This is a genomic window from Pedobacter sp. GW821-FHT01D05 (genome assembly GCF_059422505.1).
Genome location: NZ_JBWKXA010000004.1, coordinates 471,666 through 487,922 on the forward strand (window position 1 = coordinate 471,666; position 16,257 = coordinate 487,922).

The following is a 16,257-nucleotide window of genomic DNA, read 5'->3' on the forward strand; positions in this document are numbered from 1 at the left end:
GAGTGTTAATTTTTCATCCGGCCTTGTTCCGCTTCGGTTCCCGTTGCACGGCGGCGGGCAGGTTTAATTTCATTTTTACCAAAACGATAGGTAAAACTGATTCTACCAATTTGAGTTTCATTTTTTTGATGTACCGAGTAAGTTAAACCCGGATAGGCACTTGATAAATTGTTTTCAGACATGTTAAATACATCTGATAAGGCCAATTTTAAACTTGCCTTTTTCTTAAACAGCGATTTACTCAAACCCGCATCTACATAATAGCGGGCTTTTAAACTTAGCGTTCCATAATCAAGCGGAGATTCGTAACTGCCATTTATTTCGGCTGTAAAACCATCCATAATGGTAAAGGTTTGTTGCGATTTAAATTGGAAAGATGTTTTTCCGGTTTTTAAAGCGCTCCCGGCCAAATCTGGTGATTTGAAACTGAGGTAAAAAACATTTAAGTTATTGTTGGTCTGCCACCATTTCGTAATCTGAACAGGCACATTTAAATTGGCGTTGTAGCTGATGTTGGTGGCAATATTTGCATTAGTTTGATATAACGATTGATTTGCTGCATCGGGCAAAATTACCTCTGCAATTACATCATTAACCCTGCTATAGCCTATTGAGAGCATATATTTTTGCAATAGTGTATAACTAAGCTCAAAATTGTGTGTATACTGTGGATTTAAAAAGGGATTTCCTTTGCTATAGGTAAATTCGTCTAAATAATAAATAAAAGGATTTAAAGCATCGTAACTTGGTCGGTCTATCCTCCTGCTATAAGAAAAACCTAACTGATTATTTTTTGAAAGCGTTTGTTGAACAAATAACGTTGGAAAGAAATCCCAGTAATTTCGTTCTACAACGGTGTTTGTGGTAATCAGATTTCCTTTCGAATTGGTTTGCTCAACCCTTAGGCCAATCTGTACGCTGGTATTTTTAAACTGTTTGTTTACATTGGTATAAGCCGCATTTACATTTTCATCGTACACAAACTGGTTGCTTCGTTTTACATCATTCTGCCAAGCATTGTTTACCAACATTTCTGCCTGCAAGTCATTGTCGGTTTTAACCCAGCTGCTTTTAAGCCCGGCTTCGAGTTTAATCGTTTTGTTAAGTGATACATTATAGTCGACTTTAAATGCTTTGATATCAATAATCGATGGGGTGTTGTTCCGAGTATACCTGATGGGGCGGATTCTGTCTCCATTTTGGAACCGGTAATCATTTTCATAATTAGAACCATCGTTTCCTTTGTATTTGGAATAATCTACATCTGCCGAGATTTCTGAACCCGCGGTATCCAGAACAGATTTATAATTTAAGTTATAAGAAACATTATTGTATTTGTTTGCCTGGAATGAATTGGTTATCAAGCTCGAATCTACCTGACTGAAAGATGGACCAATTAAAGTATTGTTTACCGCAGTTTCATTTCCATGGTTAAAATAACCGTTTACGAGTAACCCGATGGTATTTTTCTTATCAATAAAATAATCTAAACCTGCCTTAAAGTTATTGTTATATTGCTTTCTATTGCTCTCGCCAACCTGCATAAAGTAAGTATCTGGAGTTCCGTTCGAAATACGATCGATCGCTATCAGGTTGTCTCTTTCAAATTTACCATAATTGTAGTTGCCAAAAAGATTCAGTTTCTGAGTACGGTGATTGAGGTTTATACCGGTATTTGCCCTCAGGTTTTTACCATAACCCAGCGAGCCATTTACGCTACCATTCGTTCCACCGTTTTTATTCTTTTTGGTTTTGATGTTAATAATTCCTGAATTACCCGAAGCATCATACTTTGACGAAGGATTGGTAATCAGTTCGATGCTTTCTATTTCCGAACTCTGCATATTGCGCAGTAGATTCGCCACATCAGCACTGCTCATGTAAGTCTGCTTGCCATCCAGTTGAATCAGCACACCCTGTTTACCCATCATCGAAATCTTATCATTTTGATCTACCGTTACGCCTGGTGCTTTTTGCAAAACTTCTAATGCGGTAGAACCTGTCATAACCGAACTATTGGAAACGTTCATCACGATCTTATCCATTTTTCTTTCGATTAATGGTTTAGTTACAGCTACATTCACTTCTTTTAAGTTTTGAGTGTTTGCAGTGAGCTGGGCCGTTCCGAAATCTACCTTTTGATTATCTTCTGTTAAAACGATGGTTTTACTTTTAAGTGTTTTGTAACCCATGTTACTGGCTTTATAAAAATAACTCCCCTTGCCCGAAACATTAAAATTAAATGTTCCATTTGGATCGGTAAATGCTGTTTTAACTAAGCTCGAATCGGATGCTTTAAAGAGCACAACAGTAACATAATCTGCAGGTTTTTTGGTTTCATCTAAAATTACCCCACTGATGTTCGGTTTAGTATTTGTTTGCGCAAAACCGGTCGTAACGCTAAAAAGGAGTGTAAGGGTAAGTGATATTCTGTATAGTGTTTTCATTTTTAGGTATTTATTCTTAAAAAAAATGGGCAAAAAGATTTCTATACCGCATGTGCATGCGCTTTCAATTTAATTGCTTGCTTATTTTAAAGTTTAGCCCGGAAACGAAAGGTTTCCGCTTGTTTAGTTATAGGTAAGACGACCGTTTTTTAAAAAGGTTACAGGGATTTTGAAAAAGTCCGACGTCGGAGGTCCGATGACAGAAGTTTAGGCGTTTAATTCCCTCTTCAGCCCTAACCTTGAGGATTATTTACCGTATAAATATAAATGACAATTTTTCTTTTATAGCGGAGGGGAAGATTTTTTAAGGAGCTTAGGCAATTAACCCAGTCCCACAAATAAACTAATGAAAGAGTGAACCAACAACGCAAAAAAGCCATAGACAAACAAGCTTATACCTGTGCATCTATGGCCTTAAGTTCCTGGGAAGAAATCTTTTATTTTACCCCAAGTACATCAACACCTTGTTCGAAAACAACATCAACAGGAATATTCTTTTTGGTCAACCGATCCAGATCTGTTTGAAGTTCTGTATGGATAACCGCTTTTTCTTTTTGTGCTTTTTCTACCGCAGCTTTATCGCCGTTACCCTGAAGGGTAAGAATGAATGCGCTTAAATCGTTCATGGCAGTTGCAAATTTTTCGAAATTTACTTTGTAAGTACCTTTAGCGGTACGCTCAAAAGCACCTTTTTCCTGGAAATAATTAAAGCATTGCATATTGGCTTTTCCATGCGCCTCAGAAACGCCGAAGCGGACAGAACGTAAAATACCGGCCATAAATGTGGTGTAATAATCTTTTATGTCGCCTTTCAGCTCACCCTTTTTAAGTAAGCCTGTTACCATATACAAGCCTAAAATATCGGCTTTGCCTTCTTCTAACCAGCTATACTGTTCTTTTAATGCCGCACGTACAAATCCTTTTCCGGTAATGGTTTTTTTAATCCCTAAACCATGCGCTACCTCATGAAACATTACGTTTGCAAAAAATGCATCAAACTTAATGTATTGCTGCTGATCGGCTTCAATTAATTCTTTTGAAATTGGCACCAGGATCTTATCAAATTTCGCCTGCATGGCATTTTTCAGCTGCGAACGGCGTGTTCCTTTTTCCTGTTGAATTTTTTCATCGTTCGGAAGATTAACGGCAATGGTTTTCGATCCGGCATTGCAGTCTCCTGCATAATAAACCACATCATATGCATTTAACTCAGAGTCGGTTCCAGGTGTTTCGGTTTTGTATTTCGCTGCAACAGGTAAGTTTTTCTGCAATTCAGGAAGCATTTTTACATACTTCGCCAAACGTTTGCTCCACTCTTTATCTTTGATTAATACATAAGCTTCGTAACTGGTACGGGCATTAAACAGTTTATCCTCATAATTTTCAATCGGGCCGATAATAATATCCAAACCATTGGTTTTCATATCTAACCAGGCATAATCACTTGCGGTAAAATTATCCGTTACCAAAGCATCGGCCCTTAAGTTTAAATATTTTTTTAAACCGGCATCTTCGGCAATTAAAGCAGCCTGTTTTAATAACGAACTTGCTTTTTGTAATTCTGAAGCAAATAATACATGATAAGGTACGGTTGATAATTTGCCCGTACTGTCTTTCTGAATAACTGAATATGCACCAAACTTATCAGCAAGGTCCGATTTCTCTATGGCTTCTTTGGTAATGCCGTAGGGATAAAAAGATGCGCCCTCTGGTTTGGCACCAACACCTTCAACAAAAGGTTTATCATTATTTAATCTATCCCAGGGGCCATAGTTGATGTTAACAAAATCGCGTGTTTTTTCATCTTTAATAGTTGCGAGCAAGCTGTCTCTTTGTGGGTAGGCTTGTTTCCAATATAATTGATCCATAATTTCTGCTGCCTGAATTAATAAAGGCAAAATTTTACGGTCGTTAACACTCAACTCATTAATATTGGTGGTTAATTTTACCCTTTCGTAAATAGGCAGGCGTTGTGCAACATAATTGGTCAGACTATCTTTTTGTACTACCACAGCCTTTTCATCTTTAGATTTATTATTGCCGGTACAAGAGGATAAGGCACCTACAGAAATAGCTACTGCCGATAAAAATAGGGTTGATTTGTATAAATTCTTCATATTAAAGTATATGGCTGCTAAATTAGTAAATTTTGAAAGCTTTGTATAAAGTTTGATGCATTGGGTGAAGTTTAAGATAACTTTGTAACTTCAACTTGCTAACAATTCATACCATGTTATTTCCCAGGTCATCAAAATTATTATCTATTTCCGCTTTCTCTCTTGTACTTATTTTATCTGCCTGCGGAAGCAGCAAATATGCTGCAACTGAAAAAATCTATAAGGAAAAGGCGAAGGATTTTTCGAAAATAATCAATACCACGCCACCAGTTGGTCAACTTTACGATTCATTAGGAGCAACAAACCAGGAATGGATTGGCTCTGTAAATTTTGGGATACGTAAACCAAACTTTGTAGTGATCCACCATACTGCGCAAGATAGTTTGGCACAGACCATAAAAACATTTTTTTCAACTAAGGCAGGTACGAGCGCCCATTATGTGATCAGCCGCGATGGTAGAGTAGTGCATATGGTGAACGACTATTTACGCGCAAACCATGCTGGTGTAAGTAAATGGGGGAAAGATACCGACTTAAACTCTTCATCGATAGGAATTGAATTGGATAATAATGGCTTAACTGACCCATGGCCTGATGCACAGATCAATAGCCTGCTAAAGCTGTTGGCCACTTTAAAGAAAACCTATGGCATCCCGACAGCGAATTTTATCGGTCATGCTGATATAGCACCTAAGCGGAAAAATGATCCTAAAAATTTCCCCTGGAAAAAACTCGCAGATAAAGGCTTTGGCTATTGGTATGATGATGTGCTGAAAAACCCGCCGGTAGATTTTAATACCGAAATGGCCTTAAAATATATTGGTTACGACACCAGTAATCTCCCTGCAGCCATCACGGCTTTTAAAATCCATTTTATCCAGAGTGATATTACACCGACTTTAACACCTGTGGATATCTTGGTGCTTTATAATGTTTATACGAAGTATTAAGCGGAGGGCGTCTGGCGGTAAGCGTAAATAAGTCCGAAAGTCAAGTCAGAGGACGGAGGTACGAAGTCTTGTCGAAAAACATCTTGCGCACTTATCGTCTATCCTTTGAGTTAGTGAAGGAATATCGTATAGCCTCAACTCACTAATAACCAATAAAAAGCACAGACAAACAACGCTAATCTGTGTTCATCTGTGCATATCTGTGACCAAAATGGCTAAATCTAATTCGGCTTCTTAAACGTATCTTTTAATGTAACGGTACGGTTAAAAACCAATTTATCTGCAGTAGAATCTCGATCTAAACAGAAATAACCTTTACGGATAAACTGATAGCGGCTTTCTAAATCTGCGTCTGCCAATGCCGGTTCGATGTAAGCGTTAGGTAAAACCGTCAAACTTTCAGGATTTAAGTAATCTTTAAAATCGCCTTCCTCAGCATCCGGGGTTTCAGAAGTAAACAACCGATCGTACAAACGGATTTCAGCAGTTTTGGCATGTGGAGCACTTACCCAGTGGATGGTTCCTTTAACATTTATGCCGCTGGTATCATTTCCACTTTTCGATTCTGGGATGTAAGTACAATGAATTTCGGTAACGTTTCCGTTTTCATCTTTCACAAAATCTTCACATTTAACAATGTAGGCAAATTTTAAGCGTACCATCGCACCTGGAGCCAAACGGAACCATTTTTTTGCAGGTACTTCCATAAAATCTTCACGTTCTATCCAAAGTTCGTTGCTGAAAGGGATCACACGTGTGCCCCCACCATCTTCAGCCTCCGGATTGTTTTCGCCGATTAAATCTTCTGTTCCTTTTTCGTAATTTGTAATCACCAGTTTAATCGGATCTAAAACTGCCATTACCCGGTTAGCTGTTTTATTTAAATCTTCGCGGATACAAAATTCCAATAAACTCAGTTCGATTAAATTTTCGCGTTTGGCAATACCTATGCGTTCGCAAAACTCACGTACACTCTTCGGTGTAAAACCTCTCCTGCGCAAACCACTAATGGTAGGCATGCGCGGATCGTCCCATCCATTTACTAAGTTTTCGTTAACCAGTTGAAGTAACTTACGTTTACTCATTACCGTGCTGGTAAGGTTTAAACGGGCAAATTCATATTGTTTTGAAGGAAAAATCTCTAATTTTTCGATAAACCAATCGTAAAGTTCACGGTGCGAAACATATTCCAACGTACAGATAGAGTGCGTGATGTTTTCGATGCTATCGCTTTGTCCGTGAGCAAAATCGTACATCGGATAAATGCACCATTTGTTGCCCGTACGATGATGTTCGGCGTGTTTAATACGATAGATAATCGGATCGCGCATTAACATATTCGGACTGGCCATGTCGATTTTTGCTCTCAAAATATAAGCGCCATCGGCAAATTCGCCATTTTTCATTTTCGTGAAAATGTCTAAATTTTCTTCAATGCTGCGGTTACGGTATGGGCTATCCAGTCCTGGTTCTGTTGGCGCGCCTTTTAAAGCTGCAATTTCATCTGCAGAACTCTCGTCAACATAAGCCAGACCTTTTTCGATCAGTTTAACGGCAAAACCATACAGCTCATCAAAATAATCTGAGGCATATAATTCATTTTTCCAGTTAAAACCTAACCATCTGATATCTTCTTGCTGACTGTTTACATATTCTGTTTTTTCTGTTACCGGATTGGTATCATCAAAACGCAGATTGGTATAGCCGCCGTATTTTTGTGTTAGTCCGAAATTTAAGCATATTGCTTTCGCGTGGCCGATGTGTAAATAACCATTAGGTTCTGGCGGGAAACGCGTAACCAAAGTTTCATACTTGCCACTATTTAAGTCGTTCTCAACAATTTCTTCAATAAAGTTCAATGACTTCTCTTCACTCATAAAAACCTGTAAATTAGGAATGCAAATGTAAAAAGATTGAGCGGATTTATACAATGATTATAGGTTTATTAGCCCATAGTTGATCGTTGATCGTCCAGAACTTCATTATAGTGCTGTGAAAGAACAAATATGTTCGTATTATAAGCTAATCCGCTGTCGAAAACCACGACTATGAACAATGAGCCGTAAACCATTATCTGCTTTTTCCCTATTTCTTAATTACCTAATAAAATCGATACATTTACGTCAACTTAATATGAATGATGAGCAAAGTATTAAATCGGCCTATCCGCGTTTTAGTAGCTAAAGTTGGGTTAGATGGCCACGACAGAGGGGCCAAAGTAATTGCAACTTCTTTACGGGATGCAGGCATGGAAGTAATTTATACCGGCCTGCGCCAAACGCCAGAAATGGTGGTAAACACCGCGCTTCAGGAAGATGTTGATGCCATCGGGATTTCTATCCTATCGGGCGCACACATGACAGTTTTTCCAAAGATTATTCACTTTATGAAAGAAAAACAGTTAGATGATGTGTTATTAACCGGCGGAGGGATTATTCCGGAAGCAGATCGGTTAAAACTGGCAGATATGGGTGTTGGAGAGCTATTTCCTCCAGGTACAACAATGGCAAGTATTGTAGAATATATTCAGAATTGGGTTACAGAAAACAGAAATTTTTAAAGTATGGCATACCAGAATTTAATCTCAGAGATAAAAGAGAACATTTTATACGTTACCATTAACCGTGAAAAAGCACTTAATGCATTAAACAAAGATACTTTGGCTGAACTGGCAGATGTAATTGCTTTCGCAGGTAAAACCGATGAAGTAAGAGGTGTTATTTTAACCGGAGCAGGTGAAAAGGCTTTTGTTGCAGGAGCTGACATTAAAGAGTTTTCTGATTATAGTGGTAAACAGGGGGAAGATTTAGCAAAACGTGGTCATGAGCTGGTTTTTAATGCCATTGAAAATTCCTCAAAGCCATTTATTGCAGCAATTAATGGATTTGCTTTGGGCGGAGGACTAGAGCTGGCTATGGCCTGCCATATGCGCATCGCTTCAGATCATGCAAAATTAGGTTTACCTGAAGTTACTTTAGGTTTAATTCCCGGTTATGGTGGTACCCAGCGCCTTACACAATTGGTTGGAAAAGGTAAAGCAATAGAAATGATTACGACCGCCAATATGATTACCGCTTTGGATGCAGAAAAAATAGGTCTTGTAAATTATGTTGTTCCACAGTCAGATCTAATTAGCAAAGCTGAAGAGATGCTGAATGTTATTAAGCAACGTGCACCGCTGGCTGTTTCGGCTGCAATAAAATCTGTAATTGCAGCTGTAAATAATAACAATGGCTACGCTACAGAAATTGAAGAATTTGGCAAATGTTTCGAAACTGCCGATTTTAAAGAAGGCGTAACTGCATTCGTTGAAAAGAGAAAAGCAAACTTTTCTGGAAAATAACATATGTGTGTAGTATTAATTTGATATTTGGTGTAACGAAAGTGTTGCAAAAATTTTTCAATGCAATTTTTTTTGAGTAATTATGTTAAATAATTATTAACCCTAATGTGCTTACCACAACGTATGGGTTTTTATAATAATAACGCTACTCATGAAAAAGAAGGTACTCATTGTTGACGATGAAGTTAGCATCGGTTTATTGCTATGCAATTTTTTAACTAAAAATGGATTTGAAGTTTCGAATGTAACAACAGGTAGAACGGTTTTGCAAATTCTTGAAAAAGAGAAATTCGATTTAGTATTATGCGATTATCGTTTGGATGATACCGATGGGAAAGAGATTTTAATCCATATTAAGGAAAACTATCCGTCAACTGCTGTGATTATCATTACAGGCTATTCGGATATTAAGCTTGCCGTGGAATTGATAAAACTAGGGGCTTACGATTATATCGTGAAACCGCTTTACCCGGATGAAATTTTAAAAACCATAAATAAAGCCCTTGAAGCGCAAGAGGAGGTAAAATCACCTAAGAATTTTGAATGCACGGGAAGTAATGTTATTTACGATTTTCTAAATGGCCCGGAGTATATAAATGGTGAAAGCGATGCTTCAGCGCTTTTACTGAAACAAATCCAACTCATCGCACGAACAGGGTATACGGTCATTTTAACTGGGGAAAGTGGTACAGGGAAAGAATGTGTTGCTAAAACCATTCACCTAAATAGTTCGCGGGGCAAAGAACCTTTTATCGCTATGGATTGTGGTTCTTTAACAAAAGATTTAGCCGCAAGTGAATTTTTTGGACACGAGAAAGGGGCATTTACTGGAGCTGTTTTCACTAAAATTGGCCATTTTGAGCAGGCCAATGGGGGTACATTATTTCTTGATGAGATCGGTAATTTATCATATGAGATCCAGGCAACTTTACTCAGGGCAGTTCAAGAACGGAAAATAAAGCGGATTGGAAGTACAAAGGAGATTGATCTGGATGTGCGGCTTATTGTAGCTACAAATGAAAATTTAATAGAAGGGGTTCAAAAGGGTGTATTCAGGGAAGATTTATATCACCGCTTTAACGAATTTTCTATACACGTTCCATCATTGAAACACCGGGGCAATGATATCCTTATCTTTGCTGAGCATTTTCTGGCCACGGTAAACAAAGAATTGAATAAAAAGATTAAAGGCTTTTCTGATGAAGTGATGAAATGTTTATTAGCATATAATTGGCCGGGTAATGTACGTGAGCTGAAGAATGTTGTCAGGCGGATTGCTTTATTAACCGATGGTGATCGGATAGAAACCCATGTTTTACCATTGGAGCTTAGAATGACTGATTATCCTAAGACACAGCCCGAAAAAAACATGCTTCTTTTGCCGCTAAAATTAAATAATGATAAATCACTTAATTTGCGAAATGCGGCTAAAGAAGCCGAATATATTGCTATTTTAGAAGTGCTAAAAGCGGTTAATTTCAACAAAACCAAGGCGGCAAAAATATTAAATATCGACAGAAAAACACTTTATAATAAAATTAAATTTATTGAGGTTGATGAAGGGATATAAATTTTAAATCTAGAAAAACAAAATCGGCCATTTTAGCATTTAAAGAATACCCCTTATTATCTATATATGTCAGTATTCTCTTATAAGCAACGCAATAACATCAACCTGGTCATTATTATTGCGCTTGGGGTATTAATTGCGTATTCCTTGCAAAGTATTTTTAGTGCTATTTTAAGTACTTTGGTGCTTTACACGATCATGCGGCCGGCCTATATCCATTTGGCAGAGCATAAGGGCTGGAATAAAAGGGTAACAGCTATTTTCCTTATCACCATCAGTATCATACTCATTGTAATGCCTTTTTATGCGTTAAGTAGCATGGTTATCAGCAAAATTTCGGAATTGAGGAACAATGAAGTGTTTTTCAGGAACCTGTTGGTTAAATTACAGCACCTTATTCCAGTTAAAATTAATCAAGACCTTATTCAGGAAGGGCTAAACCGCTTGGGGAATTGGGCTACCCAACTTTTCCCATCCTTAATATCGAGTGCAGTAAATATTATATTAAGTTTATTGGTCATGTACTTTTTACTCTACTTTATGTTAATTGAGCGAAGAAAATTCGAGTTTTCATTGATTAAATATGCACCTTTCAGAGAACAGAATGCACTTCGTTTTGGCGATGAAATGCGAAATACAACTTATGCAAATGTATTAGGACAAGGGCTGATTTGCCTCGTTCAAGGTTCGCTTTTGAGCCTTTCTTTTTATGTTTTGGGTTATAAAGATCCTGTATTTTGGGGGGTTATTACAACATTTATTTCTTTTGTGCCCGTTTTGGGGCCACCGGTTGTTTTTGTTCCAGCTGCGATTTTACAGATTGCGAACGGGAATAATTTTGCAGGCTGGGCCATGCTTATTTTTGGTTTCGTAGTTATCATCAATATCGATAATGTGCTCAGGTTTATCATTGCAAAAAAAGTTGGCAATATTCACCCCATAATTACAGTAATTGGCGTAATTATTGGTATCCCTTTATTTGGAATATTGGGCCTTGTTTTTGGGCCACTACTATTATCTTATTTTATATTGCTCGTTAAGATTTACGAAACCAGTACACTGGCATCAGAAAGATTGGAAAGAATTAAAACAAATAACGAGCATACGGAGTTATAAATATAGCTTAACAATAAATAATGTAGTAGTTTTATATTGTACATAATTGTTAAACCCTTAAAATACATTAATTATGAATGATAACTCAAAAGTTGTAGTTGCGCTTTTAGCAGGATTAGCTGCTGGTGCGGCTCTAGGAATTTTGTTCGCACCAGATAAAGGTGATGAAACCCGTGATAAATTAAGCCAATCTCTAAAAGACCTGGGCGATTCTATCAAAGATAAAGCTGCTGATGAAATTAACCACCTTGCCAGCTTAAAGGATAAAGTGGTAAGCTCGATCAAAACGAAATTAAGAAGCGTAGAAGAAGAATACAGTGACGACGTGGAGCACGCTTAATAAATAAAATATTGCATAGCCGGGCAACTGCCCGGTTAAATATCAATCTGAATTATGCAGGAAAATAAAGATAAAAGCATTGAAGATCTTGTCGATGATGCCAAGGGCTTTTTAGAGGCCAGGGTTGAGTATACAAGACTTTACCTGGTAGAAAAAGTCTCTAAAGTTTTTGCCGATTTAGTAACCAGTACCGCAGTTATTGTTTGTTTTATATTAGCCTTTTTATTTGGCTCAGTAACCTTGGCACTTTATCTGTCTGATCTTTTGGGTAGCTATGCCGGAGGCTTTGGTTGTGTTTCCTTGTTCTATATTCTATTGGCACTAGGTGTTTATTTAACTAAAGATAAGTATATCGAAAAGGCAATTATTAATGTAGCCATTAGAAGATACTTTGATAAACTTGCAGATAAGGAGGAAGATGAAAAGGTATAAAGACATCCGTAACCTAGAAGACCTGCAGACTAGAAAGTTAGAACTCAAGGTTGAATACACCCTTAAGCAGAATATGCTTAAGTCGGATACGAAAGCCTATTTTAAACAATTTACCTTAGGCGCGCTGATAAAGCGGTATGCTACACCAAGTAACCTGTTTAAAGCCGACGAAAAATTAAATATTAGCGGAACCGCCATGTCGTTGCTTTTGCCCATGTTTATGAATAAAACCCTATTTAGAGGTGCTGGTTTTTTAACCAAAGCGGCTGTAGGCCTGGTTTCAGGAAAAATTGGTAAATCGCTTGATGCGGAACATTTATCGGCAATTTTTAATTCTGTGAAGAGTTGGTTGGGGAAAAAGAAAGAGAAAAAAGAAAAGAAATTTATAGACTACGGCATTCCGCCTGATAGTGAAACGTATTAGTTCAATGGTTCATTAGCCATTGGTTCATTCGTTAGCGTAGCGTAAAATGATATCATTAAAAAGCCTCAGAATTTAGAATCCTGAGGCTTTTTTGATTAAAAACTTAGCCTTTGTAAACCTTGTTTTATGACTGTGCTATTTCTGCTCCCAGCCCAATGAACCAATGACCAGTGAACTAATGAATCTATAAATCCGTTTTAATCTTTAATTCTTTCAATTGCTTCTCGTCAATAGTGCTCGGGCTATCGATCATTACATCTCTGCCTGAGTTATTTTTAGGAAAAGCAATCACATCGCGTATGGAATCTAAACCTGCGAAAATTGATGTTAAACGATCGAAACCAAAGGCAATACCGCCATGTGGAGGTGCCCCAAACTCGAAGGCATCCATTAAGAAACCAAATTGTTTTTGAGCTTCTTCTGCACTGAAACCTAAATGTTTAAACATTAAGGCCTGTAATGCGCTGTCGTGGATACGGATCGATCCGCCACCAACTTCAGTTCCGTTGATTACCATATCGTAAGCATTGGCACGGACGTTTTTAGGGTCGGTATCCAATAAGGCAATATCTTCGGGTTTTGGCGAAGTGAAGGGGTGGTGCATCGCATGGTAACGTTCTGTTTCCTCATCCCACTCTAAAAGCGGGAAATCCAATACCCAAAGGGCAGAGAATGTGTTTTTATCACGTAAACCTAAGCGGTTGCCCATTTCTAAACGAAGCTCATTTAACTGTTTACGTACTTTATCGGTAGAACCTGCTAAAATCAATAATAAATCGCCTTTTTCTGTACCGAAAGCTTCGCTCCACTGTTTAAGATCTTCTTCGTTAAAGAATTTATCTACTGAAGATTTAATGGTTCCGTCTTCATTATGACGGGCATAAATCAAACCTGTAGCACCAATTTGCGGGCGCTTGATAAAATCGGTTAATTCATCTAATTGCTTACGTGTATAGCTTGCAGCGCCTTTAGCATTGATACCCACTACCAATTCTGCATTGTCGAAAACCGGGAAGCCCTTACCTTTTACCAAATTGTTAAGCTCTACAAACTGCATTGCAAAACGGGTATCAGGTTTATCAGAGCCGTATAAACGCATCGCATCTGCATATTGCATACGCGGTACTTCCGGTAAGTCGTAGTTGCGTACTTCTTTAAATAAAGTACGGATCAGACCTTCGAAAGTATTTAATATATCTTCTTGTTCGATGAAAGACATTTCGCAATCAATCTGGGTAAACTCAGGCTGACGGTCGGCTCTTAAATCTTCATCTCTAAAACATTTTACAATCTGGAAATAACGGTCGAAACCCGAAACCATTAACAATTGTTTGAAGGTTTGCGGCGACTGAGGCAAAGCATAAAACTCCCCTTCGTTCATGCGGCTAGGCACCACGAAATCTCTCGCTCCTTCTGGCGTAGATTTAATTAAAACAGGGGTTTCTACTTCGATAAAATCCAAAGCATCTAAATAACGGCGAACCGACTGTGCCATTTTATGACGTAAAACCAGGTTATTACGAACCGGATTACGGCGTAAATCTAAATAACGGTATTTCATGCGCAACTCATCACCACCATCAGTTTCATCATCGATCATGAATGGCGGTAATTTTGCTGCATTTAAAATCTCCAAAGCAGAAATTTTAATCTCCACATCACCGGTTGGCATTTTTGGGTTTTTGTTGCTTCTTTCTACAACGGTACCAATTGCTTTAATTACAAATTCGCGACCTAATGAACGTGCTGCTTCGCAAAGTTCACGATTATCGTCCATGTTAAAAACCAACTGAGTAATGCCATAACGATCGCGGATATCGATAAAAGTCATACCGCCTAAATCTCTTGATTTTTGTACCCAACCACATAGCGTAACACTTTCGCCTAAGTTATTTAGGTTTAATGCACCACAAGTTACTGTTCTTAACATATATTGTAATCTAAATTGAGCGGCAAAAATACCGATTTTGTTTTAAACTTTAGAGTAGAAGATTTTATGTTTTTTCTATCAAATGAAAACATCTAAAACTGCTATTTCTTTTTGGGTAAAGAATCTACGACAGTAATCTTTTTGAAAAGCATAAATGAAAACAGTTTATTATCATCGCTAGGAACGCGATAAACACCTTTAGATTTTAAAATATATGCTGAAATTGCGGCCATATCCCAACCATCCACTATATCAGCAGACCATTTTGCCGTTAAAAGATTTTCAAAACCTCTTTTAATACCATAAGCTCTAACTCTTGATATTTCTTTTTTTACATTTTCTTCTATCGAGGAATTACCCCAAGCCCATAGCCAGGTATTTGATCTTAATGATACAGATCCAACTTCCTCATAGTCAATAATAACTTTCTGTACACCCTTATTGCTAAATATGAGCTTACCGGTTGATTGATCATAATCCCATCGTTCATATTCGCCAATTTTATATTTGTCTTGGCAGTAGGCTTGTTGGTTTTTAAGATATTCACATGAAATTTTAGAAAGCTCTTCAAATGAAACCGTATCCAAAAGTTCGATCTTTGTTGAAGAAGATTTATTATTGCAACTTGTTAAGAAGACTACAAGTACTAAACTATATAACTTTAATATTTTTATCATTCAAAATGAGCGTTAATACTTTTCCTCTAAGGTAATTTCAATAGCGATTACTTTCCATTCGCCTTTAATATTTTTCCAGTGGTAGATTTCTTCTGTCTGGATGGTTTGTTTTTTAGAGAAAATAAGCAGATTAGGTTTTAAAATGACTGATTTCCGGGCTATTTTTTCGGTAAAAACTTCGTTTTCAAAAGAAGATTTAATGCGATAATAGCTGGTGTGGATTTCCTTAATATGGCCAAAATACTTTTTTAAATCGATTGTATAATCGCGTTTATTAAGCGCTATACCTTCTGCAGGAGTATAAGTTATGCTGTCATCAAACATCGCAGTATAGGCCGTTATATCCTTACTTTCTAAAGCCTGATCTGCTTTTTTGTGTAATTCGTTTATTGCTGAAATGATTAAATCGGTTTCCATGGCATGAAGTTAATTGTTTGTTTCAGGGATTTCAAATTTATGATGGTCAGGTAGCTGATTTTCCACAAATATCAAAACATGAAACTGATTGTTTTGTATTGAGTATAAATTATTTTTAGGTTTTTGAAACGAAAGGTTAGTATTTCATAGGTACTGTAGTCCCGCCATTCGCTTTATCCCGATTGAAGAAATCGGGATGCTCGCTCCTGTCGGGTTTAGTTAACAGCGGCTTGCTTCAGGGCACCAAACTTTGTTAAATAAACCTGATTGTCGGGAAGAGCTTCCGATCCTTTACCGATAAATCGGCACTAAATTAGCATCGGAACTCGTACCAGAAAGCAGGGCTGAAAAAGCCAAGAGCACAGAACCGCTCATTTCCTATTAATAATAAAATGTTTTTAGGAAATGAAAGGACAATATTTCATAGGTACTGTAGTCCCGCCATTCGCTTTATCCCGATTGAAGAAATCGGGATGCTCGCTCCTGTCGGGTTT

The 16,257-nt window shown here is 37.6% G+C and carries 14 protein-coding genes; 8 read left to right on the top strand and 6 right to left on the bottom strand.

Going from position 1 to position 16,257, the window contains the following annotated elements; translation table 11 throughout:
• Positions 1–5: 5 nt before the first annotated feature.
• Together AC07VK_RS17045 and AC07VK_RS17050 are read right to left on the bottom strand one after the other, a co-directional pair.
• Positions 6–2,447 (bottom strand): outer membrane beta-barrel protein, encoded by a 2,442-nt coding sequence (locus AC07VK_RS17045; RefSeq protein WP_492961959.1) that lies wholly within the window; start codon positions 2,445–2,447, stop codon positions 6–8.
• Positions 2,448–2,884: 437 nt separating this feature from the next.
• On the bottom strand, positions 2,885–4,564 hold the full coding sequence (locus tag AC07VK_RS17050) for a DUF8614 domain-containing protein (protein WP_492953670.1): 1,680 nt from the start codon (positions 4,562–4,564) through the stop codon (positions 2,885–2,887).
• Between the two features lie 113 nt (positions 4,565–4,677).
• Here AC07VK_RS17050 and AC07VK_RS17055 point away from each other — a divergent pair, with 113 nt between their 5' ends.
• Positions 4,678–5,514, top strand: a complete 837-nt coding sequence (locus AC07VK_RS17055) for an N-acetylmuramoyl-L-alanine amidase (protein WP_492961961.1) — start codon at positions 4,678–4,680, stop codon at positions 5,512–5,514.
• 221 nt (positions 5,515–5,735) lie between these two features.
• Here AC07VK_RS17055 and AC07VK_RS17060 read toward each other — a convergent pair whose 3' ends face one another.
• Positions 5,736–7,391 (bottom strand): glutamine--tRNA ligase/YqeY domain fusion protein, encoded by a 1,656-nt coding sequence (locus AC07VK_RS17060; RefSeq protein WP_492961963.1) that lies wholly within the window; start codon positions 7,389–7,391, stop codon positions 5,736–5,738.
• A 260-nt stretch (positions 7,392–7,651) separates the two neighbouring features.
• On the opposite strand from AC07VK_RS17060, the gene AC07VK_RS17065 reads away from it, so the two are divergent.
• The 7 genes from AC07VK_RS17065 (at position 7,652) to AC07VK_RS17095 (ending at position 12,739) form a co-directional block, all read left to right on the top strand.
• Positions 7,652–8,074, top strand: coding sequence for a cobalamin B12-binding domain-containing protein (locus tag AC07VK_RS17065; RefSeq protein WP_244215883.1), 423 nt, complete (start codon positions 7,652–7,654; stop codon positions 8,072–8,074).
• 3 nt (positions 8,075–8,077) lie between these two features.
• Complete coding sequence (locus tag AC07VK_RS17070; protein ID WP_492961965.1) at positions 8,078–8,857, top strand: enoyl-CoA hydratase/isomerase family protein; 780 nt, start codon at positions 8,078–8,080, stop codon at positions 8,855–8,857.
• 151 nt (positions 8,858–9,008) lie between these two features.
• Positions 9,009–10,427, top strand: a complete 1,419-nt coding sequence (locus AC07VK_RS17075) for a sigma-54-dependent transcriptional regulator (RefSeq protein ID WP_492961967.1) — start codon at positions 9,009–9,011, stop codon at positions 10,425–10,427.
• 66 nt (positions 10,428–10,493) lie between these two features.
• The gene (locus tag AC07VK_RS17080) at positions 10,494–11,543 is read left to right on the top strand and encodes an AI-2E family transporter (RefSeq protein WP_426326704.1); all 1,050 of its coding nucleotides are present in this window, start codon (positions 10,494–10,496) and stop codon (positions 11,541–11,543) included.
• 73 nt (positions 11,544–11,616) lie between these two features.
• Positions 11,617–11,883: a YtxH domain-containing protein gene (locus AC07VK_RS17085; protein WP_057930800.1), complete on the top strand. Its 267-nt coding sequence runs from the start codon at positions 11,617–11,619 to the stop codon at positions 11,881–11,883.
• A 54-nt stretch (positions 11,884–11,937) separates the two neighbouring features.
• On the top strand, positions 11,938–12,315 hold the full coding sequence (locus AC07VK_RS17090) for a phage holin family protein (protein WP_492953665.1): 378 nt from the start codon (positions 11,938–11,940) through the stop codon (positions 12,313–12,315).
• The gene (locus AC07VK_RS17095) at positions 12,302–12,739 is read left to right on the top strand and encodes a hypothetical protein (protein WP_492961969.1); all 438 of its coding nucleotides are present in this window, start codon (positions 12,302–12,304) and stop codon (positions 12,737–12,739) included. The genes AC07VK_RS17090 and AC07VK_RS17095 overlap by 14 nt, the downstream gene beginning before the upstream one ends.
• A 184-nt stretch (positions 12,740–12,923) precedes the next feature.
• On the opposite strand, the gene aspS is transcribed toward AC07VK_RS17095, so the two are convergent.
• The 3 genes from aspS to AC07VK_RS17110 form a co-directional block, all read right to left on the bottom strand.
• Positions 12,924–14,669, bottom strand: a complete 1,746-nt coding sequence (aspS, locus tag AC07VK_RS17100) for an aspartate--tRNA ligase (RefSeq protein WP_492953663.1) — start codon at positions 14,667–14,669, stop codon at positions 12,924–12,926.
• Between the two features lie 101 nt (positions 14,670–14,770).
• Positions 14,771–15,346, bottom strand: a complete 576-nt coding sequence (locus AC07VK_RS17105; RefSeq protein WP_492953662.1) for a DUF6882 domain-containing protein — start codon at positions 15,344–15,346, stop codon at positions 14,771–14,773.
• 12 nt (positions 15,347–15,358) lie between these two features.
• The gene (locus AC07VK_RS17110; RefSeq protein ID WP_492961971.1) at positions 15,359–15,763 is read right to left on the bottom strand and encodes a hypothetical protein; all 405 of its coding nucleotides are present in this window, start codon (positions 15,761–15,763) and stop codon (positions 15,359–15,361) included.
• Between the last annotated feature and the right edge of the window lie 494 nt (positions 15,764–16,257).